The sequence below is a fragment of the Pseudomonas sp. GR 6-02 genome, from assembly GCF_001655615.1.
Classification (GTDB): Bacteria; Pseudomonadota; Gammaproteobacteria; order Pseudomonadales; family Pseudomonadaceae; genus Aquipseudomonas.
The window spans coordinates 264,039-279,341 of the sequence record NZ_CP011567.1; the positions used below are offsets into that span (position 1 = coordinate 264,039).

12 protein-coding genes are annotated in these 15,303 nt (G+C 58.1%); 5 read left to right on the top strand and 7 right to left on the bottom strand.

Annotated elements, in window-relative coordinates:
- Positions 1-2: 2 nt before the first annotated feature.
- The 4 genes from tauA to PGR6_RS01145 all read right to left on the bottom strand — a co-directional run bounded on the left by tauA (position 3) and on the right by PGR6_RS01145 (position 5,775).
- Positions 3-980, bottom strand: coding sequence for a taurine ABC transporter substrate-binding protein (tauA, locus tag PGR6_RS01130; RefSeq protein ID WP_018929322.1), 978 nt, complete (start codon positions 978-980; stop codon positions 3-5).
- A 289-nt stretch (positions 981-1,269) separates the two neighbouring features.
- A complete protein-coding gene (gshA, locus tag PGR6_RS01135; protein WP_064615825.1) occupies positions 1,270-2,853 on the bottom strand; it encodes a glutamate--cysteine ligase in 1,584 nt (527 codons plus the stop codon).
- Positions 2,854-3,067: 214 nt separating this feature from the next.
- The gene (locus tag PGR6_RS01140) at positions 3,068-3,451 is read right to left on the bottom strand and encodes a PaaI family thioesterase (RefSeq protein ID WP_018929320.1); all 384 of its coding nucleotides are present in this window, start codon (positions 3,449-3,451) and stop codon (positions 3,068-3,070) included.
- Positions 3,451-5,775: a Tex family protein gene (locus PGR6_RS01145; protein ID WP_018929319.1), complete on the bottom strand. Its 2,325-nt coding sequence runs from the start codon at positions 5,773-5,775 to the stop codon at positions 3,451-3,453. The genes PGR6_RS01140 and PGR6_RS01145 overlap by 1 nt, the downstream gene beginning before the upstream one ends.
- Positions 5,776-6,137: 362 nt before the next feature.
- Here PGR6_RS01145 and ompR point away from each other — a divergent pair, with 362 nt between their 5' ends.
- On the top strand, positions 6,138-6,878 hold the full coding sequence (ompR, locus tag PGR6_RS01150) for an osmolarity response regulator transcription factor OmpR (RefSeq protein ID WP_007939544.1): 741 nt from the start codon (positions 6,138-6,140) through the stop codon (positions 6,876-6,878).
- A gap of 115 nt (positions 6,879-6,993) precedes the next feature.
- Positions 6,994-8,307 (top strand): ATP-binding protein, encoded by a 1,314-nt coding sequence (locus PGR6_RS01155; protein WP_064615828.1) that lies wholly within the window; start codon positions 6,994-6,996, stop codon positions 8,305-8,307.
- Between the two features lie 181 nt (positions 8,308-8,488).
- On the opposite strand, the gene rimK is transcribed toward PGR6_RS01155, so the two are convergent.
- Positions 8,489-9,394, bottom strand: coding sequence for a 30S ribosomal protein S6--L-glutamate ligase (rimK, locus tag PGR6_RS01160; RefSeq protein WP_018929318.1), 906 nt, complete (start codon positions 9,392-9,394; stop codon positions 8,489-8,491).
- On the bottom strand, positions 9,391-9,870 hold the full coding sequence (gene rimB / locus PGR6_RS01165; RefSeq protein ID WP_018929317.1) for a retropepsin-like aspartic endopeptidase RimB: 480 nt from the start codon (positions 9,868-9,870) through the stop codon (positions 9,391-9,393). Before rimB ends, rimK begins: the two co-directional genes overlap by 4 nt.
- A 213-nt stretch (positions 9,871-10,083) precedes the next feature.
- Between rimB and PGR6_RS01170 the strand changes: the two genes are divergently transcribed.
- From PGR6_RS01170 to PGR6_RS01180, 3 genes are all read left to right on the top strand, one after another.
- Positions 10,084-10,491: an RNA-binding S4 domain-containing protein gene (locus tag PGR6_RS01170; protein WP_064615830.1), complete on the top strand. Its 408-nt coding sequence runs from the start codon at positions 10,084-10,086 to the stop codon at positions 10,489-10,491.
- Between the two features lie 241 nt (positions 10,492-10,732).
- The gene (gene hslO / locus PGR6_RS01175; protein ID WP_018929315.1) at positions 10,733-11,635 is read left to right on the top strand and encodes an Hsp33 family molecular chaperone HslO; all 903 of its coding nucleotides are present in this window, start codon (positions 10,733-10,735) and stop codon (positions 11,633-11,635) included.
- Positions 11,636-11,814: 179 nt separating this feature from the next.
- Positions 11,815-13,356, top strand: a complete 1,542-nt coding sequence (locus PGR6_RS01180; RefSeq protein ID WP_018929314.1) for a phosphoenolpyruvate carboxykinase — start codon at positions 11,815-11,817, stop codon at positions 13,354-13,356.
- Between the two features lie 82 nt (positions 13,357-13,438).
- On the opposite strand, the gene PGR6_RS01185 is transcribed toward PGR6_RS01180, so the two are convergent.
- Positions 13,439-15,058 (bottom strand): TIGR04141 family sporadically distributed protein, encoded by a 1,620-nt coding sequence (locus PGR6_RS01185; protein ID WP_082920811.1) that lies wholly within the window; start codon positions 15,056-15,058, stop codon positions 13,439-13,441.
- Positions 15,059-15,303: the final 245 nt, after the last annotated feature.

The following is a 15,303-nucleotide window of genomic DNA, read 5'->3' on the forward strand; positions in this document are numbered from 1 at the left end:
GATCAGTTGGTGATGTACTTGGCGCTGACGTACGGCGCGTAGTCCGGCAGCACAGCCTCGACCTTGCCCTGCTCCTTGAGGAACGCCGCAGTGTCGGTAATGGCCTTGGTGGTCGGCGCGCCGAGGGTGATCACCTGATCAGCCGCCAGCGGATACACGTTGCCTTGCAGCAGCAGCGGAATATCGCTGGCCTTGGCACCGGAGAGTTTCACCAGTTTGTCGACGTTGCTTTGGTTGGCCAGCCAGGCTTGCGGATCCTTGCGGTAGTCGGCGTAGGCATCGAGGGTCACTTTGGCGAATGCGGTGACGATCTCCGGATGCTTCTCGGCGAAGTCCTTGCGCACGATCCAGGCATCGAAGGTCGGCGCGCCGAACTTGGCCAGTTCGCCGGAAGTGATCAGCACTTTGCCGTTTTCCTTGGCCACACCGAGCGCCGGGTCCCACACGTAGGTGGCGTCGATGTCACCGCGTTTCCATGCCGCGATGATCGCTGGCGGCGCGAGGTTGAGCACGGTGACTTTCGACGGGTCGATGTTCCAGTGTTTCAGCGCTGCAAGCAGGCTGTAGTGGCCGGTGGAGACGAACGGTACGGCGACTTTTTTGCCGATCAGGTCTTGTGGGGTCTTGATCCCGGACCCGTCGCGCGCGACCAAGGCTTCGGCGGCGCCGATCTGGGTGGCGATGAGGAAGGTTTCCACCGGGACTTTGCGGGTGATTGCCGCCGTCAGGGGGCTGGAGCCGAGATAGCCGATCTGCACATCGCCGGAAGCGATGGCGGCGATGATGTCGGCGCCGCTATCGAATTTTCGCCAGTCGATACTGGCTTTGGTGGCTTTTTCGTAGGCGCCGTCGGCTTGGGCGACTTTGGCCGGGTCAACGGTGGTCTGGTAGGCGACGGTCACATCTGCCGCCTGAGCCAGGAAACTTGCCGCAGCCAGCGACGCGGCCACCAGGAGGCGAAGGGGGGAAATCAGTTTCATGGGGAAGCTCCTTTTCAGACGACCGGGAGTCGGCGTGAAAAAGAGACTAAATGATATAAGAAACTTAAAATAAATAACTTTTTAGAATTAGCATATGAGCGGAAAATTCTAAGGGAGACTGTTGTGGCGAGGGGGCTTGTCGGAACGCCGCCACTGCCCCGTTCGGCTGCGCACAGTCGTGATGCAGGCGACTCGATTTATCCGAAATATTGCGCGTGTCGTTTTTGGGACTGCTGTGCAGTCCAACGGGGGCAAGCCCCCTCGCCACAGGGGGACCTGCTCTGGCAGTTTAGTTGCTGATCGCCAGAATGCTCGCCTGATACGACCCGACAAACACATCGAAATCGCCGACTTCGTTCTGTTCAAGTTCAGCCTGTTGAGCCAACGACGAACGCGCCAACTCTTCAAACCTGGCCTGTTCTTCGCCTGAAAGCGGCTCGCTGCGGAAAAACTCCGCATGCGCCTGGCTTTGGCGCAAGGAGAACTGGGCGAAGCTTTCCTTGTGCTCGGCCATCGCTGCCAGCACCTGGGCCGATGGCGTCAGGGACGAGTCCTGGACCTTGGCCATTTGGGCGTCCAGCGCCTTGCTGTGGGCATCGCCGCCATGGCTCTGATCCAGCAGCGCCGCCAATGGTGCAATCTTCTCCAGCAATTCGCCGGCCCATTCCTTCATGTCCACCGCTTGCCCGTCGCGTTGCAGTTGCAGGCCCGGACGACGACCTTCCTTGACCACGCTGAGGAAGTTTGACGTTGCGTTACCGCAGCTGGTACTGGTCAACAGCGGGCTGTCGTTCAGCGCGCAGTACAGCAGGAATGCGTCGAGGAACCGTGATTCGGTGAGGTCGATGCCCATCGGCAGGAACGGGTTGATGTCCAGGCAGCGGACTTCGACGTACTGGATGCCACGGGCCACCAGCGCCTGAATCGGCCGTTCGCCGGTGTAGGTCACACGCTTGGGGCGGATGTTGGAGTAGTACTCGTTTTCGATCTGCAGGATGTTGGTGTTGAGCTGAACCCACTCACCGTCCTTGTGCGTACCCACCTCGACGTACGCTGGATACGGCGTAGCCACCGCTTTGCGCAGGCTGTCGGTGTAGCTGGTCAGGTCGTTGTAGCACGGCGTCAGGCCGGCCTGGGCGTTGCTCTGGTAACCCAGATCGCTCATGCGCAGGCTGGTGGCGTACGGCAGGTACAAGGTGTCCGGATCCAGTTGTTCCAGCTGATGCGAGCGACCGCGCAGGAAACCGGCGTCCAGCGCCGGCGAGGCGCCGAACAGGTACATCAGCAGCCAGCTGTAGCGACGGAAGTTGCGGATCAGCGCGATGTAGGCTGACGACTGATAATCGCGGTCGGTGCCGACAAAGCCTTCGGCCTCTTTAAGCAGCGGCCAGAGCTTTTCCGGCAGGGAAAAGTTGTAGTGGATCCCGGCGATGCACTGCATCGTCTTGCCGTAACGCAGGGCCAGGCCCTTGCGATAGACGTACTTGAGCTGACCGATGTTGGAGGTGCCGTAATAGGCGATCGGGATGTCTTCCTCGGCCGGCAACGGGCACGGCATCGATGGACTCCACAGGTACTCGTCGCCGAGTTTGCTGTAGGCAAACCGGTGAATCTTGTCCAGGCTCGCCAGCGTATCCGCCGGGTCTGGCAGGGCCGGCGTGATGAACTCCAGCAGCGACTCGGAGTAGTCAGTGGTGATTTGTTCGTTGGTCAGCGCGGAACCCAATGCTTCGGGGTGCGGCGTTTGTGCCAGGCGCCCTTCGCCTGTCACGCGCAGGCATTCACGTTCGATGCCGTGAAGGCACTGTTCGAGCAGAGAGAGGTTAGCGCGCTCGCCGAGCAGAGCCAGGCGGCGGTTGAGAAGTTCGCTCAAGTTGGATTCCTTCACGCGTCAGTCGCCCCAATATGGGGGTGGGCAAGACGGTCTACAAGGGTGAAGTTGAAACTGGCGTTTTCGCCTGGTTCTTGAGCCATACAGGCCCGTATTGAAAGGCCAACTTCAATCCTTGAATCTGGCAGACACGAGCGAAGGAAACTCCGACGCTGTAGTCACAGCGCCGAAATTAACTCAAATTGATGATTGGGGGCTACAGGACAGCGAACGTGCCTTGTGCTTTTGCGACCAGTTTGTCGCCTTGCATCACATCGGCCTCGACGACAAGCGTGCGACGGCCCGGGTGGATCACCCTGGCCGTGCACATCACTTCACCGTCGGCGACGGCGCGGATGTAGTTGATCTTGCACTCGATGGTCGCGCTTTGCTGGTCAAAGCCGTGGGTGCTGGAGCAGGCCAGCCCCATGGCAATGTCCACCAGACTGAACAAAGCCCCGCCGTGCAGCTTGCCGCCGCGATTGCGCAACTGTGGCTCCAGCGCCAGGGCAACTTGCGCCACCCCGGTGTCCAGGCTGTGCAAGCGACACCCCAGCAGCTTGAAAAATGCGCTTTCGGTCAAGCCGGCCGGGATCTCCATCAGCGTTTCTTCAACTGCTTGGCGTTGGCGAACAGCGACGCCATGGCGTTGTTGGTCGGAGCCGCTGCCGGGGTTTCCTTGCGCGGCGCGGTGTTCTGGGATTGGCGCGGAGCCGACCCCGGACGTGCACCACGGGCACCGTCGATCTTCTCGCCCGGGGTGTCGCTCATGCGCATCGACAGGCCGACGCGTTTGCGCGGGATATCGACTTCCATGACCTTCACCTTGACCACATCACCGGCCTTCACCGCTTCGCGTGGATCCTTGATGAACTTCTCCGACAGCGCGGAAATGTGCACCAGACCGTCCTGATGCACGCCGATGTCGACGAAGGCACCGAAGTTGGTCACGTTGGTGACCACGCCTTCGAGGATCATGCCCAGTTGCAGGTCCTTGAGGTCTTCGACGCCGTCCTGGAACTCGGCGGTCTTGAACTCGGGACGCGGGTCGCGGCCAGGTTTTTCCAGCTCTTGCAGAATGTCGGTGACCGTCGGCAGGCCGAACGTTTCGTCGGTGTACTTCTTCGGGTCCAGGCGCTTGAGGAACGCGGCGTCGCCGATCAGCGAGCGAATGTCGCGGTCGGTTTCAGCGGCAATGCGCTGCACCAGCGGGTAGGCTTCCGGGTGAACCGCCGACGAATCCAGCGGGTTGTCGCCATTCATTACGCGCAGGAAGCCGGCGGCCTGTTCGAAGGTTTTTTCACCCAGTCGGGCGACTTTCTTCAATGCCGCACGGGTTTTGAACGCACCGTGCTCGTCGCGGTGGGCAACGATGTTCTGCGCCAGGGTCGCGTTGAGGCCGGAGATGCGCGCCAGCAGCGCCACGGATGCAGTATTCACGTCCACGCCCACGGCGTTCACGCAATCTTCGACCACTGCGTCCAGGCCGCGCGCCAGTTTCAGCTGCGACACGTCGTGCTGGTATTGGCCAACGCCGATGGATTTCGGATCGATTTTCACCAGCTCGGCCAGCGGGTCCTGCAAGCGACGAGCGATGGACACCGCGCCACGGATCGACACGTCCAGGTCCGGGAATTCCTTGGAAGCCAGTTCCGAAGCCGAGTACACCGATGCACCGGCCTCGGAGACCATGACTTTGGTCATCTTCATGGCTGGGTATTTTTTGATCAGTTCAGCCGCCAGCTTGTCGGTTTCGCGGCTGGCGGTGCCGTTGCCGATGGCGATCAGGTCCACCGAATGCTTGGCGCACAGGGCGGCGAGCACGGCGAGGGTCTGGTCCCACTTGTTGTGCGGCACGTGCGGGTAAACCGTGGCGTGGTCCAGCAGCTTGCCGGTGGCGTCGACCACGGCGACCTTGCAGCCGGTGCGCAGGCCCGGATCGAGGCCCAGGGTGGCACGCGGGCCGGCCGGCGCGGCCAGCAGCAGGTCGTGCAGGTTGTGGGCGAACACGTTGATCGCTTCGGTTTCCGCGCCGTCGCGCAGCTCGCCCAGCAGATCGGTTTCCAGGTGGGTGTAGAGCTTGACCTTCCAGGTCCAGCGCACCACTTCGCCCAGCCATTTGTCGGCGGCGCGGTTCTGGTTCTGGATGCCGAATTGCTGGCCGATCATGCCTTCGCACGGGTGCATGGTGCCCGGCAGTTCGTCACCGACTTTCAGCGCGGAGCTGAGAATGCCTTCGTTGCGGCCACGGAAAATCGCCAGTGCGCGGTGGGACGGCATGCTTTTCAGCGGTTCGTCGTGTTCGAAGTAGTCGCGGAACTTGGCGCCTTCCTCTTCCTTGCCGGCGATCACGCGGGCACTGAGGGTGGCTTCCTGCTTGAGGTAATTGCGCAGCTTGTCCAGCAGACCGGCGTCTTCGGCGAAGCGCTCCATGAGGATGTACTTGGCGCCTTCGAGGGCGGCCTTCACATCGGCCACGCCTTTTTCGGCGTCGATGAAGCGCGCCGCTTCGGTTTCCGGGTTCAGGGTTGGATCGTTGAACAGGCCGTCGGCCAGTTCGCCGAGGCCGGCTTCCAGGGCGATCTGGCCCTTGGTGCGGCGCTTCTGCTTGTACGGCAGGTACAAGTCTTCGAGGCGGGTCTTGGTGTCGGCGAGCTTGATGTCGCGCTCAAGTGCAGGGGTCAGCTTGCCTTGCTCCTCGATGCTGGCGAGGATGCTGATACGCCGTTCGTCGAGTTCTCGCAGGTAGCGCAGACGCTCTTCCAGATGACGCAGTTGCGTGTCATCGAGGCTGCCGGTCACTTCTTTCCGGTAGCGGGCGATGAAGGGCACCGTGGAGCCTTCATCGAGTAGCGCGACGGCCGCTTCGACCTGTTGTGGGCGGACGCCGAGTTCCTCGGCGATGCGGCTGTTGATGCTGTCCATAAAACCACCTGACAAATTGTGAAAGCAGGCTCGCAGGCGCGGAAATAGGGCCTTCGCGAGTCTGGTTGAGCGGCCTGGCGAGCGCCGCTACCTGGATCAACAGGCATTGCCGTTGACCCGTGAAATCGAACAATTACTGCCAGCGCCATGAAAATAAAAAGTGGTTACCGGCAATAACGATCAGACGTTGCCTGACACAAAAGGCCGCGCATTATAACCAGCGTTCTGTCATTCGGGGGCATTGCAGGCTGTAGGCGAAAAGACTGGTTTTCTGGCGGTGAAGGAAAAATCTGCTAACAATGCACACGGTGCGTATAACGGCAGCTACGCCATAATGCGCGCCGAGATCAAAGGAGCATCCAATGAGCAGCACTGCACAAACTGCTGAAGGCGAAAAAATTCTTATCGTTGACGACGATCCAGGGCTGAGCAGCCTGCTGGAACGCTTTTTCGTCAGCAAGGGCTACCGTGCCCGCGCCGTCCCGAACACCGAGCAAATGGACCGCCTGCTGGCGCGTGAAGTGTTCAACCTGGTCGTCCTCGACCTGATGCTGCCCGGCGAAGACGGCCTGACCGCCTGCCGCCGCCTGCGCACGGCGAACAATCAGATTCCAATCATCATGCTCACCGCCAAGGGCGACGAGCTGAGCCGCATCAAGGGCCTGGAGCTGGGCGCCGACGATTACCTGGCCAAGCCGTTCAACCCGGACGAGCTGATGGCCCGGGTCAAAGCGGTGCTGCGGCGCCAGGCAGCACCGGTGCCGGGTGCGCCGGGCAGCGAAGACGAAAGCGTGACCTTCGGTGACTACGAGCTGTCCCTGGCCACCCGCGAACTCAAGCGTGGCGACAAAGTGCACATGCTCACCACCGGTGAGTTCGCGGTGCTCAAGGCGCTGGTCATGAACGCCCGTCAACCGCTGACCCGCGACAAGCTGATGAACCTGGCCCGTGGCCGCGAGTGGGATGCCCTGGAGCGTTCCATCGACGTGCAGATATCCCGTCTGCGCCGGATGATCGAGCCCGATCCGTCCAAACCGCGCTACATCCAGACCGTCTGGGGCGTGGGCTACGTGTTCGTTCCGGATGGCGCCGCCACGAAGTGATCGGTGATTTGTAGGAGCGGGTCCTGCGGGCAACGGGTCGGATGACCTTTCCCGCAGACTCGCGATCCGCAATATGCGAGCATCGCTCGCTCCTGCAAGTGTGTAGCGGTTACCCATGAAAACCCCTGTTTGGTTCCCCCAGAGCTTCTTCTCCCGCACCCTGTGGCTGGTGCTGATCGTCGTCCTGTTCTCCAAGGCGCTGACCCTGGTTTATCTGTTGATGAACGAAGACGTGCTGGTGGATCGCCAATACAGCCACGGCGTCGCCCTGACGCTGCGCGCCTATTGGGCCGCCGATGAGGAGAACCGCGCGAAGATTGCCGATGCCGCGACCCTGATCCGGGTGGTAGGGGCCGGTGTGCCCGAAGGCGAGCAGCACTGGCCGTACAGCGAGATCTACCAGCGACAGATGCAGGCCGAACTGGGTGCCGACACCGAAGTACGATTACGCATGCACTCGCCACCGGCGCTGTGGGTCCGGGCGCCCAGCCTGGGCGATGGCTGGCTGAAAGTGCCGCTGTATCCGCATCCGTTGCGCGGCCAGAAAATCTGGAACGTGCTCGGCTGGTTCCTCGCCATCGGCTTGTTGTCGACCGCTTCGGCGTGGATTTTCGTCAGCCAGCTCAATCAACCGTTGAAACGTCTGGTCTATGCCGCGCGGCAACTCGGTCAGGGCCGCAGCGTGCGTCTGCCGATCAGCGACACGCCGAGTGAAATGACCGAGGTCTATCGCGCCTTCAATCAGATGGCCGAAGACGTCGAACAGGCGGGGCGTGAGCGCGAGCTGATGCTGGCCGGGGTGTCTCACGACCTGCGCACGCCGCTGACCCGTTTGCGGCTGTCCCTGGAACTGATGGGCGATCACAGCGACCTGACGGACGACATGATCCGCGACATCGAAGACATGGACGCGATTCTTGACCAGTTCCTGGCCTTCATTCGCGACGGTCGTGACGAGTTGGTGGAAGAAGTGGACCTGAGCGATCTGGTTCGCGAAGTCGCCGCACCGTACAACCAGAACGAAGAAAAAGTGCACTTGCGCCTGGAGCCGATCCAGCCGTTCCCGTTGCGTCGGGTGTCGATGAAGCGGCTGCTGAACAACCTGATCGGCAATGCGCTGCATCACGCTGGCAGTGGAGTGGAAGTGGCGGCTTATGTGTCCGGGGATACCAGCGCGCCGTATGTGGTGCTGAGTGTCATGGACCGTGGCGCGGGGATTGATCCGTCGGAGCTGGAAGCGATTCTCAACCCGTTCACCCGTGGCGATCGGGCCCGGGGCGGAAAGGGGACGGGGTTGGGGCTGGCGATCGTGAAACGGATCGCCTCGATGCATGGCGGGAATGTCGAGCTGCGCAACCGCTCCGGTGGTGGGCTGGAAGCGCGGGTTCGGTTGCCACTTGGGTTGATGTTGCCGCGGGATGCGGTTTAAGCGTCGTACACAACCTCTGTGGCGAGGGAGCTTGCTCCCGCTCGGTTGCGCAGCGACCGTGAAATCAGGCAACCGTATTTCAATGAAAAAACACGGTTGCCGGTTTCGGGAGTCCTTCGGCCTGGACCACCAGCCCGGTTCAGCGGGAGCAAGCTCCCTCGCCGCAGGGCCTGAGTAAGCTTCACCCTTTACCTTTGGTCCGCGTCATATTTGGCCCGCCATTCTTCTCCAGATGCTCGATGATGATCCCCGCCACGTTCTTCCCGGTGGTGGTTTCAATCCCTTCCAGACCCGGCGACGAGTTCACTTCCATCACCAACGGGCCGTGATTGGAACGCAGGATATCCACACCCGCCACTGCCAAACCCATGACCTTCGCTGCACGCAACGCGGTCATGCGTTCTTCCGGGGTAATCTTGATCAGGCTCGCGCTACCACCGCGATGCAGGTTGGAGCGAAACTCCCCCGGCTTGGCCTGGCGCTTCATCGCCGCGATCACCTTGTCACCGACCACGAAACAGCGAATGTCCGCGCCGCCGGCTTCCTTGATGTACTCCTGAACCATGATGTTCTGCTTCAGGCCCATGAAGGCCTCGATCACCGACTCCGCCGCCGTGGCCGTTTCGCACAGCACCACGCCGATGCCCTGGGTGCCTTCCAGCACTTTGATCACCAGCGGTGCGCCGTTGACCATCTCGATCAAGTCGGGAATGTCATCCGGGGAGTGCGCAAAACCGGTGACCGGCAAACCGATCCCCCGGCGCGACAGCAATTGCAGGGAACGCAGTTTGTCTCGGGAACGGGCGATGGCCACCGACTCGTTGAGCGGAAACACCCCCATCATTTCGAACTGGCGCAGCACCGCGCAGCCATAAAACGTGACCGATGCGCCGATCCGCGGGATCACCGCATCGAAACCCTCCAGCGGTTTGCCACGGTAGTGGATTTGCGGCTTGTGGCTGGCAATGTTCATGTAGGCGCGCAGGGTGTCGATCACCACCATTTCATGGCCACGCTCTACACCGGCTTCGACCAGACGACGGGTGGAATACAGACGCGGATTCCGCGACAGCACAGCGATCTTCATGCAACACCTGTGGAGAGGGTAGATACCGGGAACACCGGCTTGTCTTGTACATATTTGATGCCCGGATTGACCACCAACTGGCCGTCGATCAGGGCTTTGGAACCGAGTAACAGGCGATAACGCATGGACTTGCGGCAGGCGAGGGTGAACTCGACCCGCCAGACCCGATCACCGAGGGCCAGGGTGGTACTGACCACATAGCGCATCTGCGCGTGGCCATTGGAGCTTTTAATGGTTTTCATCGTTACCAGCGGTGCTTCGCAGCGCCGGTGCCGCAATTGCACCACCGTGCCCAGGTGCGCGGTGAAGCGCACCCACTGTTCGCCGTCGCGCTCGAACGGCTCGATGTCGGTGGCATGCAGGCTGGAGGTACTGGCGCCGGTGTCGATTTTTGCCCGAAGGCCCGCGACTCCCAAATCCGGGAGCGCCACCCACTCGCGCAGACCGACAACGGTCAAATGGTCAAATGTCTTCAAAAGTGCTCAACCGGCAAAAACCGCTCAGGCCGTGTGCGGCCGAATTCGCGGTATTCACGCAGAATAATGGGTAAAAGGCGACAGATATCTACGGCCCGGATTTTCATCCCTCAAACAGGGGGGAATGCCTGCATTCTAATCCACGGCGTTGTGATTCATGGCACGACAGAAACGGTAGTACAGTTCATCGATATTTCAGAATGAGGACATCCAATGGCACAAAAAAGCGAAGAGGACGACAAGGTCCGTCTCGATAAATGGTTGTGGGCTGCGCGTTTTTATAAAACACGTGCCTTGGCCAAGGCCGCGATTGAAAGCGGCAAGGTGCATTGCCGGGGCGAGCGCTGCAAGCCAGGCAAGGAGCCGAGGATCGGCGACGAGTTTCAGATTCGCACCGGCTTCGAGGAGCGCACGGTGGTGGTCCAGGCGTTGTCGATCGTGCGCCGTGGCGCGCCGGAAGCCCAGGCCCTGTATGCCGAAACCGAAGCCAGCGTTGCCAAGCGCGAAGCGGCGGCGGCCATGCGCAAGGCCGGGGCGTTGGGCGTGAGCACCGACGGCAAACCGAGCAAGAAACAGCGCCGGGATTTGTTCAAGTTTCGCGGCAGCAGCAACGACGAGTAGTGACGGCCGTCGGGCGCAGACTTGTAATCGCCTGCCTGTGCAGCCATATGGGGGATATTCGCCAACGGCGCATTTCGCAGGTGAAAGCACCGCTCGTCGAAAACCGAGGTTTGACCTTGCTTGGAACAACCCCGAATTGTTCATAAAATGCCGCTATGGCTAAGCTCACCCCCAAAAGTGCTGCTACGGCGTGTTTCATTTTTTGTAACCTTTTTTGTCACCATTTCAGATACCCAGACCTATGACCGATCTACCGGATACCGACTACACCCAACGCTTCATCTTCGATGACAGCGACACCCGCGGCGAACTGGTGGCATTGGAGCGTAGCTATGCCGAAGTCCTCGCCAAACACACCTATCCGGAGCCGGTCGCGCAATTGCTGGGCGAGCTGATGGCGGCTGCAGCGTTGCTGGTAGGCACCTTGAAGTTCGATGGCTTGCTGATTCTTCAGGCCCGTTCCGAAGGCCCGGTGCCGATGCTGATGATCGAGTGCTCCAGCGAGCGCGAAATTCGCGGCCTGGCCCGCTACGACGCCGAGCAGATCGCGCCCGATGCGACGCTCGCCGACCTGATGCCCAATGGCGTGTTGGCGCTGACTGTCGACCCGACTCAAGGCCAGCGCTATCAGGGTATCGTCGATCTCGACGGTGAAACCCTGTCCGATTGCTTCACCAACTATTTCGTCATGTCGCAGCAGGTTGGCACCCGCTTCAAGCTGTACGCCGACGGCCGTCGTGCCCGTGGCCTGCTGTTGCAGCAATTGCCTGCCGACCGTCTGAAAGATGAAGAAGATCGCGCCGCCAGTTGGCAGCACATCACCGCCCTGGCCAGCACCCTGACCGCCGACGAATTGCTGAGCCTGGACAACGAAACCGTGCTCCATCGCCTCTACCACGAAGAGCAGGTGCGTCTGTTCGATGTGCAGAAACTGCGCTTCCATTGCAGTTGCTCCCGGGAACGCTCGGGCAATGCGCTGGTCAGTCTGGGACTGGAAGATGCGCAGCAGCTGGTCGTCGAGCATGGCGGCAGCATCGAGGTCGATTGCCAGTTTTGCAACGAGCGCTACCTGTTCGACGCGGCCGATATCACTCAATTATTCGCCGGAGCAGGGGTTGATACGCCGTCAGATACCCGTCACTAAAACGCTTCAGCGCAGGTAAATTCACTGCTTTGCGCCGGAATAACGCCGTTCTGACGGGAGGGCCCTACACTTTTTGGGCTTTTCTGGCATAATCCGGCCCACTTTTTTCGCGGTAGTAGTGCACGACTTTCTACTACAAAACGTTTGGAGCACTCGGCCACTGGCCGACGGGGAACCTCATGACGCAAGCCAATAACGCCGTGTACACCGATCTGAGTGTTGATGATCTGGTTAAACAAGCCCTGAATCGCGGTGAGGGCGAGCTTGCCGATACCGGCGCGCTGGTTGTTCGCACCGGTCACCGTACCGGCCGTTCGCCAGTCGATCGTTTCATCGTTGAAGAGCCGACCACCCAGGACGCTATTGCCTGGGGCCCGATCAACCGCAAGTTCCCGGCCGACAAGTTCGATGCCCTGTGGGCTCGCGTCGAGGCGTTCAACAACGCGCAAGAGCATTTCGTTTCCCACGTACACGTAGGTTCGGCTGAAGAGCACTACCTGGCCGTGAAAATGACTACCCAGACTGCCTGGCAGAACCTGTTCGGTCGTTGCCTGTTCATCAACCCGGCCCAGTACAACCCGGCCGGTCGTGAAGAGTGGCAAGTTCTGAACGTCGCCAACTTCGAGTGCGTGCCAGAGCGTGACGGCACCAACTCCGACGGTTGCGTGATCATCAACTTCGCGCAGAAAAAAGTGCTGCTCGCCGGCATGCGCTACGCCGGTGAAATGAAGAAAGCCATGTTCTCGGTGCAGAACTTCCTGCTGCCGGCCGCCGACGTGCTGCCAATGCACTGCGCCGCCAACATCGGCGAAGCGGGCGACGTGACCCTGTTCTTCGGTCTGTCCGGCACCGGCAAGACCACCCTGTCCGCCGACGAAAGCCGTTACCTGATCGGTGACGACGAACACGGCTGGGGCGAAGGCGTGGTGTTCAACATCGAAGGCGGTTGCTATGCCAAGTGCATCGACCTGTCCGAGAAGAACGAGCCGGTCATCTGGAAAGCCATCAAACACGGCGCAGTCCTGGAAAACGTTGTTATCGACGACGCCAAGCACGCCGACTACACCGATGTCAGCCTGACCCAGAACAGCCGCGCCGCCTACCCGCTGGAGCACGTAGCCAAGCGTTCCGAGAAGAACCTGGGCGGCGAGCCAAACGCGGTGATCTTCCTGACCTGCGACCTGACCGGCGTGCTGCCGCCAGTGTCGATCCTCAATGAAGAACAAGCGGCCTACCACTTCCTGTCCGGCTACACCGCTCTGGTAGGCTCGACCGAAATGGGTTCCGGCAGCGGCATCAAGTCGACCTTCTCCACCTGCTTCGGCGCACCGTTCTTCCCGCGTCCGGCTGGCGAATACGCAGAACTGCTGATCAAGCGCATCCGCGGCTTCGGCTCCAAGGTCTACCTGGTCAACACCGGCTGGACCGGCGGCGGCTACGGCGTCGGCAAACGCTTCAACATCCCGACCACCCGCGGCGTGATCGCAGCGATCCAGAGCGGCGCGTTGATCGGTGCCGAGACTGAGCACTTGGACACCATCAACCTTGACGTGCCATTGGCTGTGCCGGGCGTTGAGACTGGCCTGTTGAACCCACGTAACACCTGGGCTGACAAGGCTGCTTACGATGAAGCTGCTAAAGCACTGGCCGGGTTGTTTGTTGAGAACTTCAAGAAGTTCGACGTGAGCGACGCGATCAAGGCTGCTGGGCCGAAGTTGTAATATTCGGTCAGTAGTTTCATATACAAAAAGCCGCCTATATTGGCGGTTTTTTTGTATGTTATGTTCGATGCTGAGTTGTCTATTATTTTTGCGGTCGATATGTTTTTTTAGCGGCAAGAATATCGTCAACTTCAATTCTTGCAAGTTTGACTTCAAAGTCTAAAGCTCTCAAGGTCTTGAAGGCGTTTTTAAGCGTTACTTTTGAGAAGAAAGGTAGCTTTAAAGGTATTTCCCGATTTACAGCTATAGCGTAAACAATACAAAATTTTTTTGACTCTGGACGACTATCAATGTCCATAATTTTCATTGGGTCAGGAAGCTTTGTATTTAATTTTTTTCGGAAATCCTTGTCGCTGACAAAGGCTTCTGCAGCAACACAGCCTTGTGAAAATAAATGACTCAGAGTGCTTGAACTTCTGTAGTATTTTACGTGTATCAGATCGGTGAAGTTTCGTACGATGTCGCAAAATTCTATTTTATCTTGACGACCTCCATGCTGTATGACTTTTTTGTCGAAAAGAGTGAAGCTATCATCATTTGCGACGACATACTTGTTATATTCATCTTCCTTGTCGTGATTGTAAACGGGAAGGGGGAAATCATAAGCAGGAAGGCCTTTGAGGTAAGTGTCTATGCGTTGTATGAAATCCTGATTAATTTTGTACCAGATTCCATTTCTTAAAATATACTGCTCATTTCCATAAACAAGTTCTGCATATAGGCAGCGATATGCAGACCATGATTTAATTGAGCGATGATCTTCGTTGTTGACATGTATGATCTGTTTTTTTAACGACTCAGTGCAAAATTTTTCGTTGTTATGAACTTCTATGTAGTTAGACAGCTCTTTGATTTCTAAGGTAGGATAGATGGGAGTTTTATAGCGTTGATCAAATGAGTAGCCCGCTTGGATCTCCCAGTCTACTATTTCAGGTTCCCCTAACCAACAATGACCAAGCTCCTTATCGTTCAGTAACTTTTCATCTAGCTCCATATCCAAAAGCAAAATCGTATCGGTGTCTTTTATCTTGTTTATATTGTCCACCCATTCAAAGTTGTCTGGGAGTTTCATGTTGTAACGAACTAAACTTTCTAGAAGAATCTCTGATAAGGTGTCTAGTGTTACTTCTGGGCAAATTACAAGAGCGTCTCTGCCTGTAACGTGGCTTCCAAAGGCGTTAACTGAAGATGCTCCTGTTATTGCATATAACATATCTGTTTCGGAGTCTATTTCAAGCTCAAATATTCCAACGTTTCTTGGGCTTTGATTTCTAGAATTTAGCGGGTTGTCCTCGTAGTTTGACTTATCAAGGCTTCTTAATTTGTCAGGGTCTACTGAATTTAAAGTTATTCTTAGGCCGAAATCACGCTCAATACTGTCTGTAACTATTAAATGATAGCCGGAGCCGAATGTGAGGATGAATATTTTCTCATGATCTCTAACTACTAATAGTGCTCCGACAGTATTCCCCTGTCCAAATATTTCTGGTGAGAATTCTTGATCCTTGCATAAAAACTCAGCCCATTTTGGAGGGTGAGGATCAATATCTTTTTTTATGTATAAGGTGGCTGATCCGGATGGGAGTGTTACGGATTTTGGCTGAGTTGCACTCTCTATTTTTACAAAGTCCATATCGGACGCTTTTTCATTTTTTACCAAGTAAATCGATAGTTTTTCTTTGTTCCTTTTTGTTCTTGGCACTATCCGAACTCCATATCTTGTCGGCTAACTGATGGCCTCAAATGCCAAAGTGCTCTTATGGCTGTTCACATAAAAATATGTTGCCTTGGTGTGTGAACTACTCACAGCTGAGACTAGATGGAATGCTGTCAATTCGCCAGTTTTGCGTGGTCCGGAATGAACTGCTGCACAGGGACTGAAGAGTCTCCAGCGTTGGGCGTTGCGGTCGGTGAAGGATTAACGGAATGGTCCTTTTCGCGTCAGCA

Bases quoted from the DNA above. Each gene is read 5' to 3' on its own strand.
- PGR6_RS01180 (WP_018929314.1), top strand. From the start codon at position 11,815: ATGACGCAAGCCAATAACGCCGTGTACACCGATCTGAGTGTTGATGAT.
- PGR6_RS01145 (WP_018929319.1), bottom strand. From the start codon at position 5,775: ATGGACAGCATCAACAGCCGCATCGCCGAGGAACTCGGCGTCCGCCCA.
- PGR6_RS01170 (WP_064615830.1), top strand. From the start codon at position 10,084: ATGGCACAAAAAAGCGAAGAGGACGACAAGGTCCGTCTCGATAAATGG.
- tauA (WP_018929322.1), bottom strand. From the start codon at position 980: ATGAAACTGATTTCCCCCCTTCGCCTCCTGGTGGCCGCGTCGCTGGCT.
- rimK (WP_018929318.1), bottom strand. From the start codon at position 9,394: ATGAAGATCGCTGTGCTGTCGCGGAATCCGCGTCTGTATTCCACCCGT.
- PGR6_RS01140 (WP_018929320.1), bottom strand. From the start codon at position 3,451: ATGGAGATCCCGGCCGGCTTGACCGAAAGCGCATTTTTCAAGCTGCTG.
- hslO (WP_018929315.1), top strand. From the start codon at position 10,733: ATGACCGATCTACCGGATACCGACTACACCCAACGCTTCATCTTCGAT.
- ompR (WP_007939544.1), top strand. From the start codon at position 6,138: ATGAGCAGCACTGCACAAACTGCTGAAGGCGAAAAAATTCTTATCGTT.
- PGR6_RS01155 (WP_064615828.1), top strand. From the start codon at position 6,994: ATGAAAACCCCTGTTTGGTTCCCCCAGAGCTTCTTCTCCCGCACCCTG.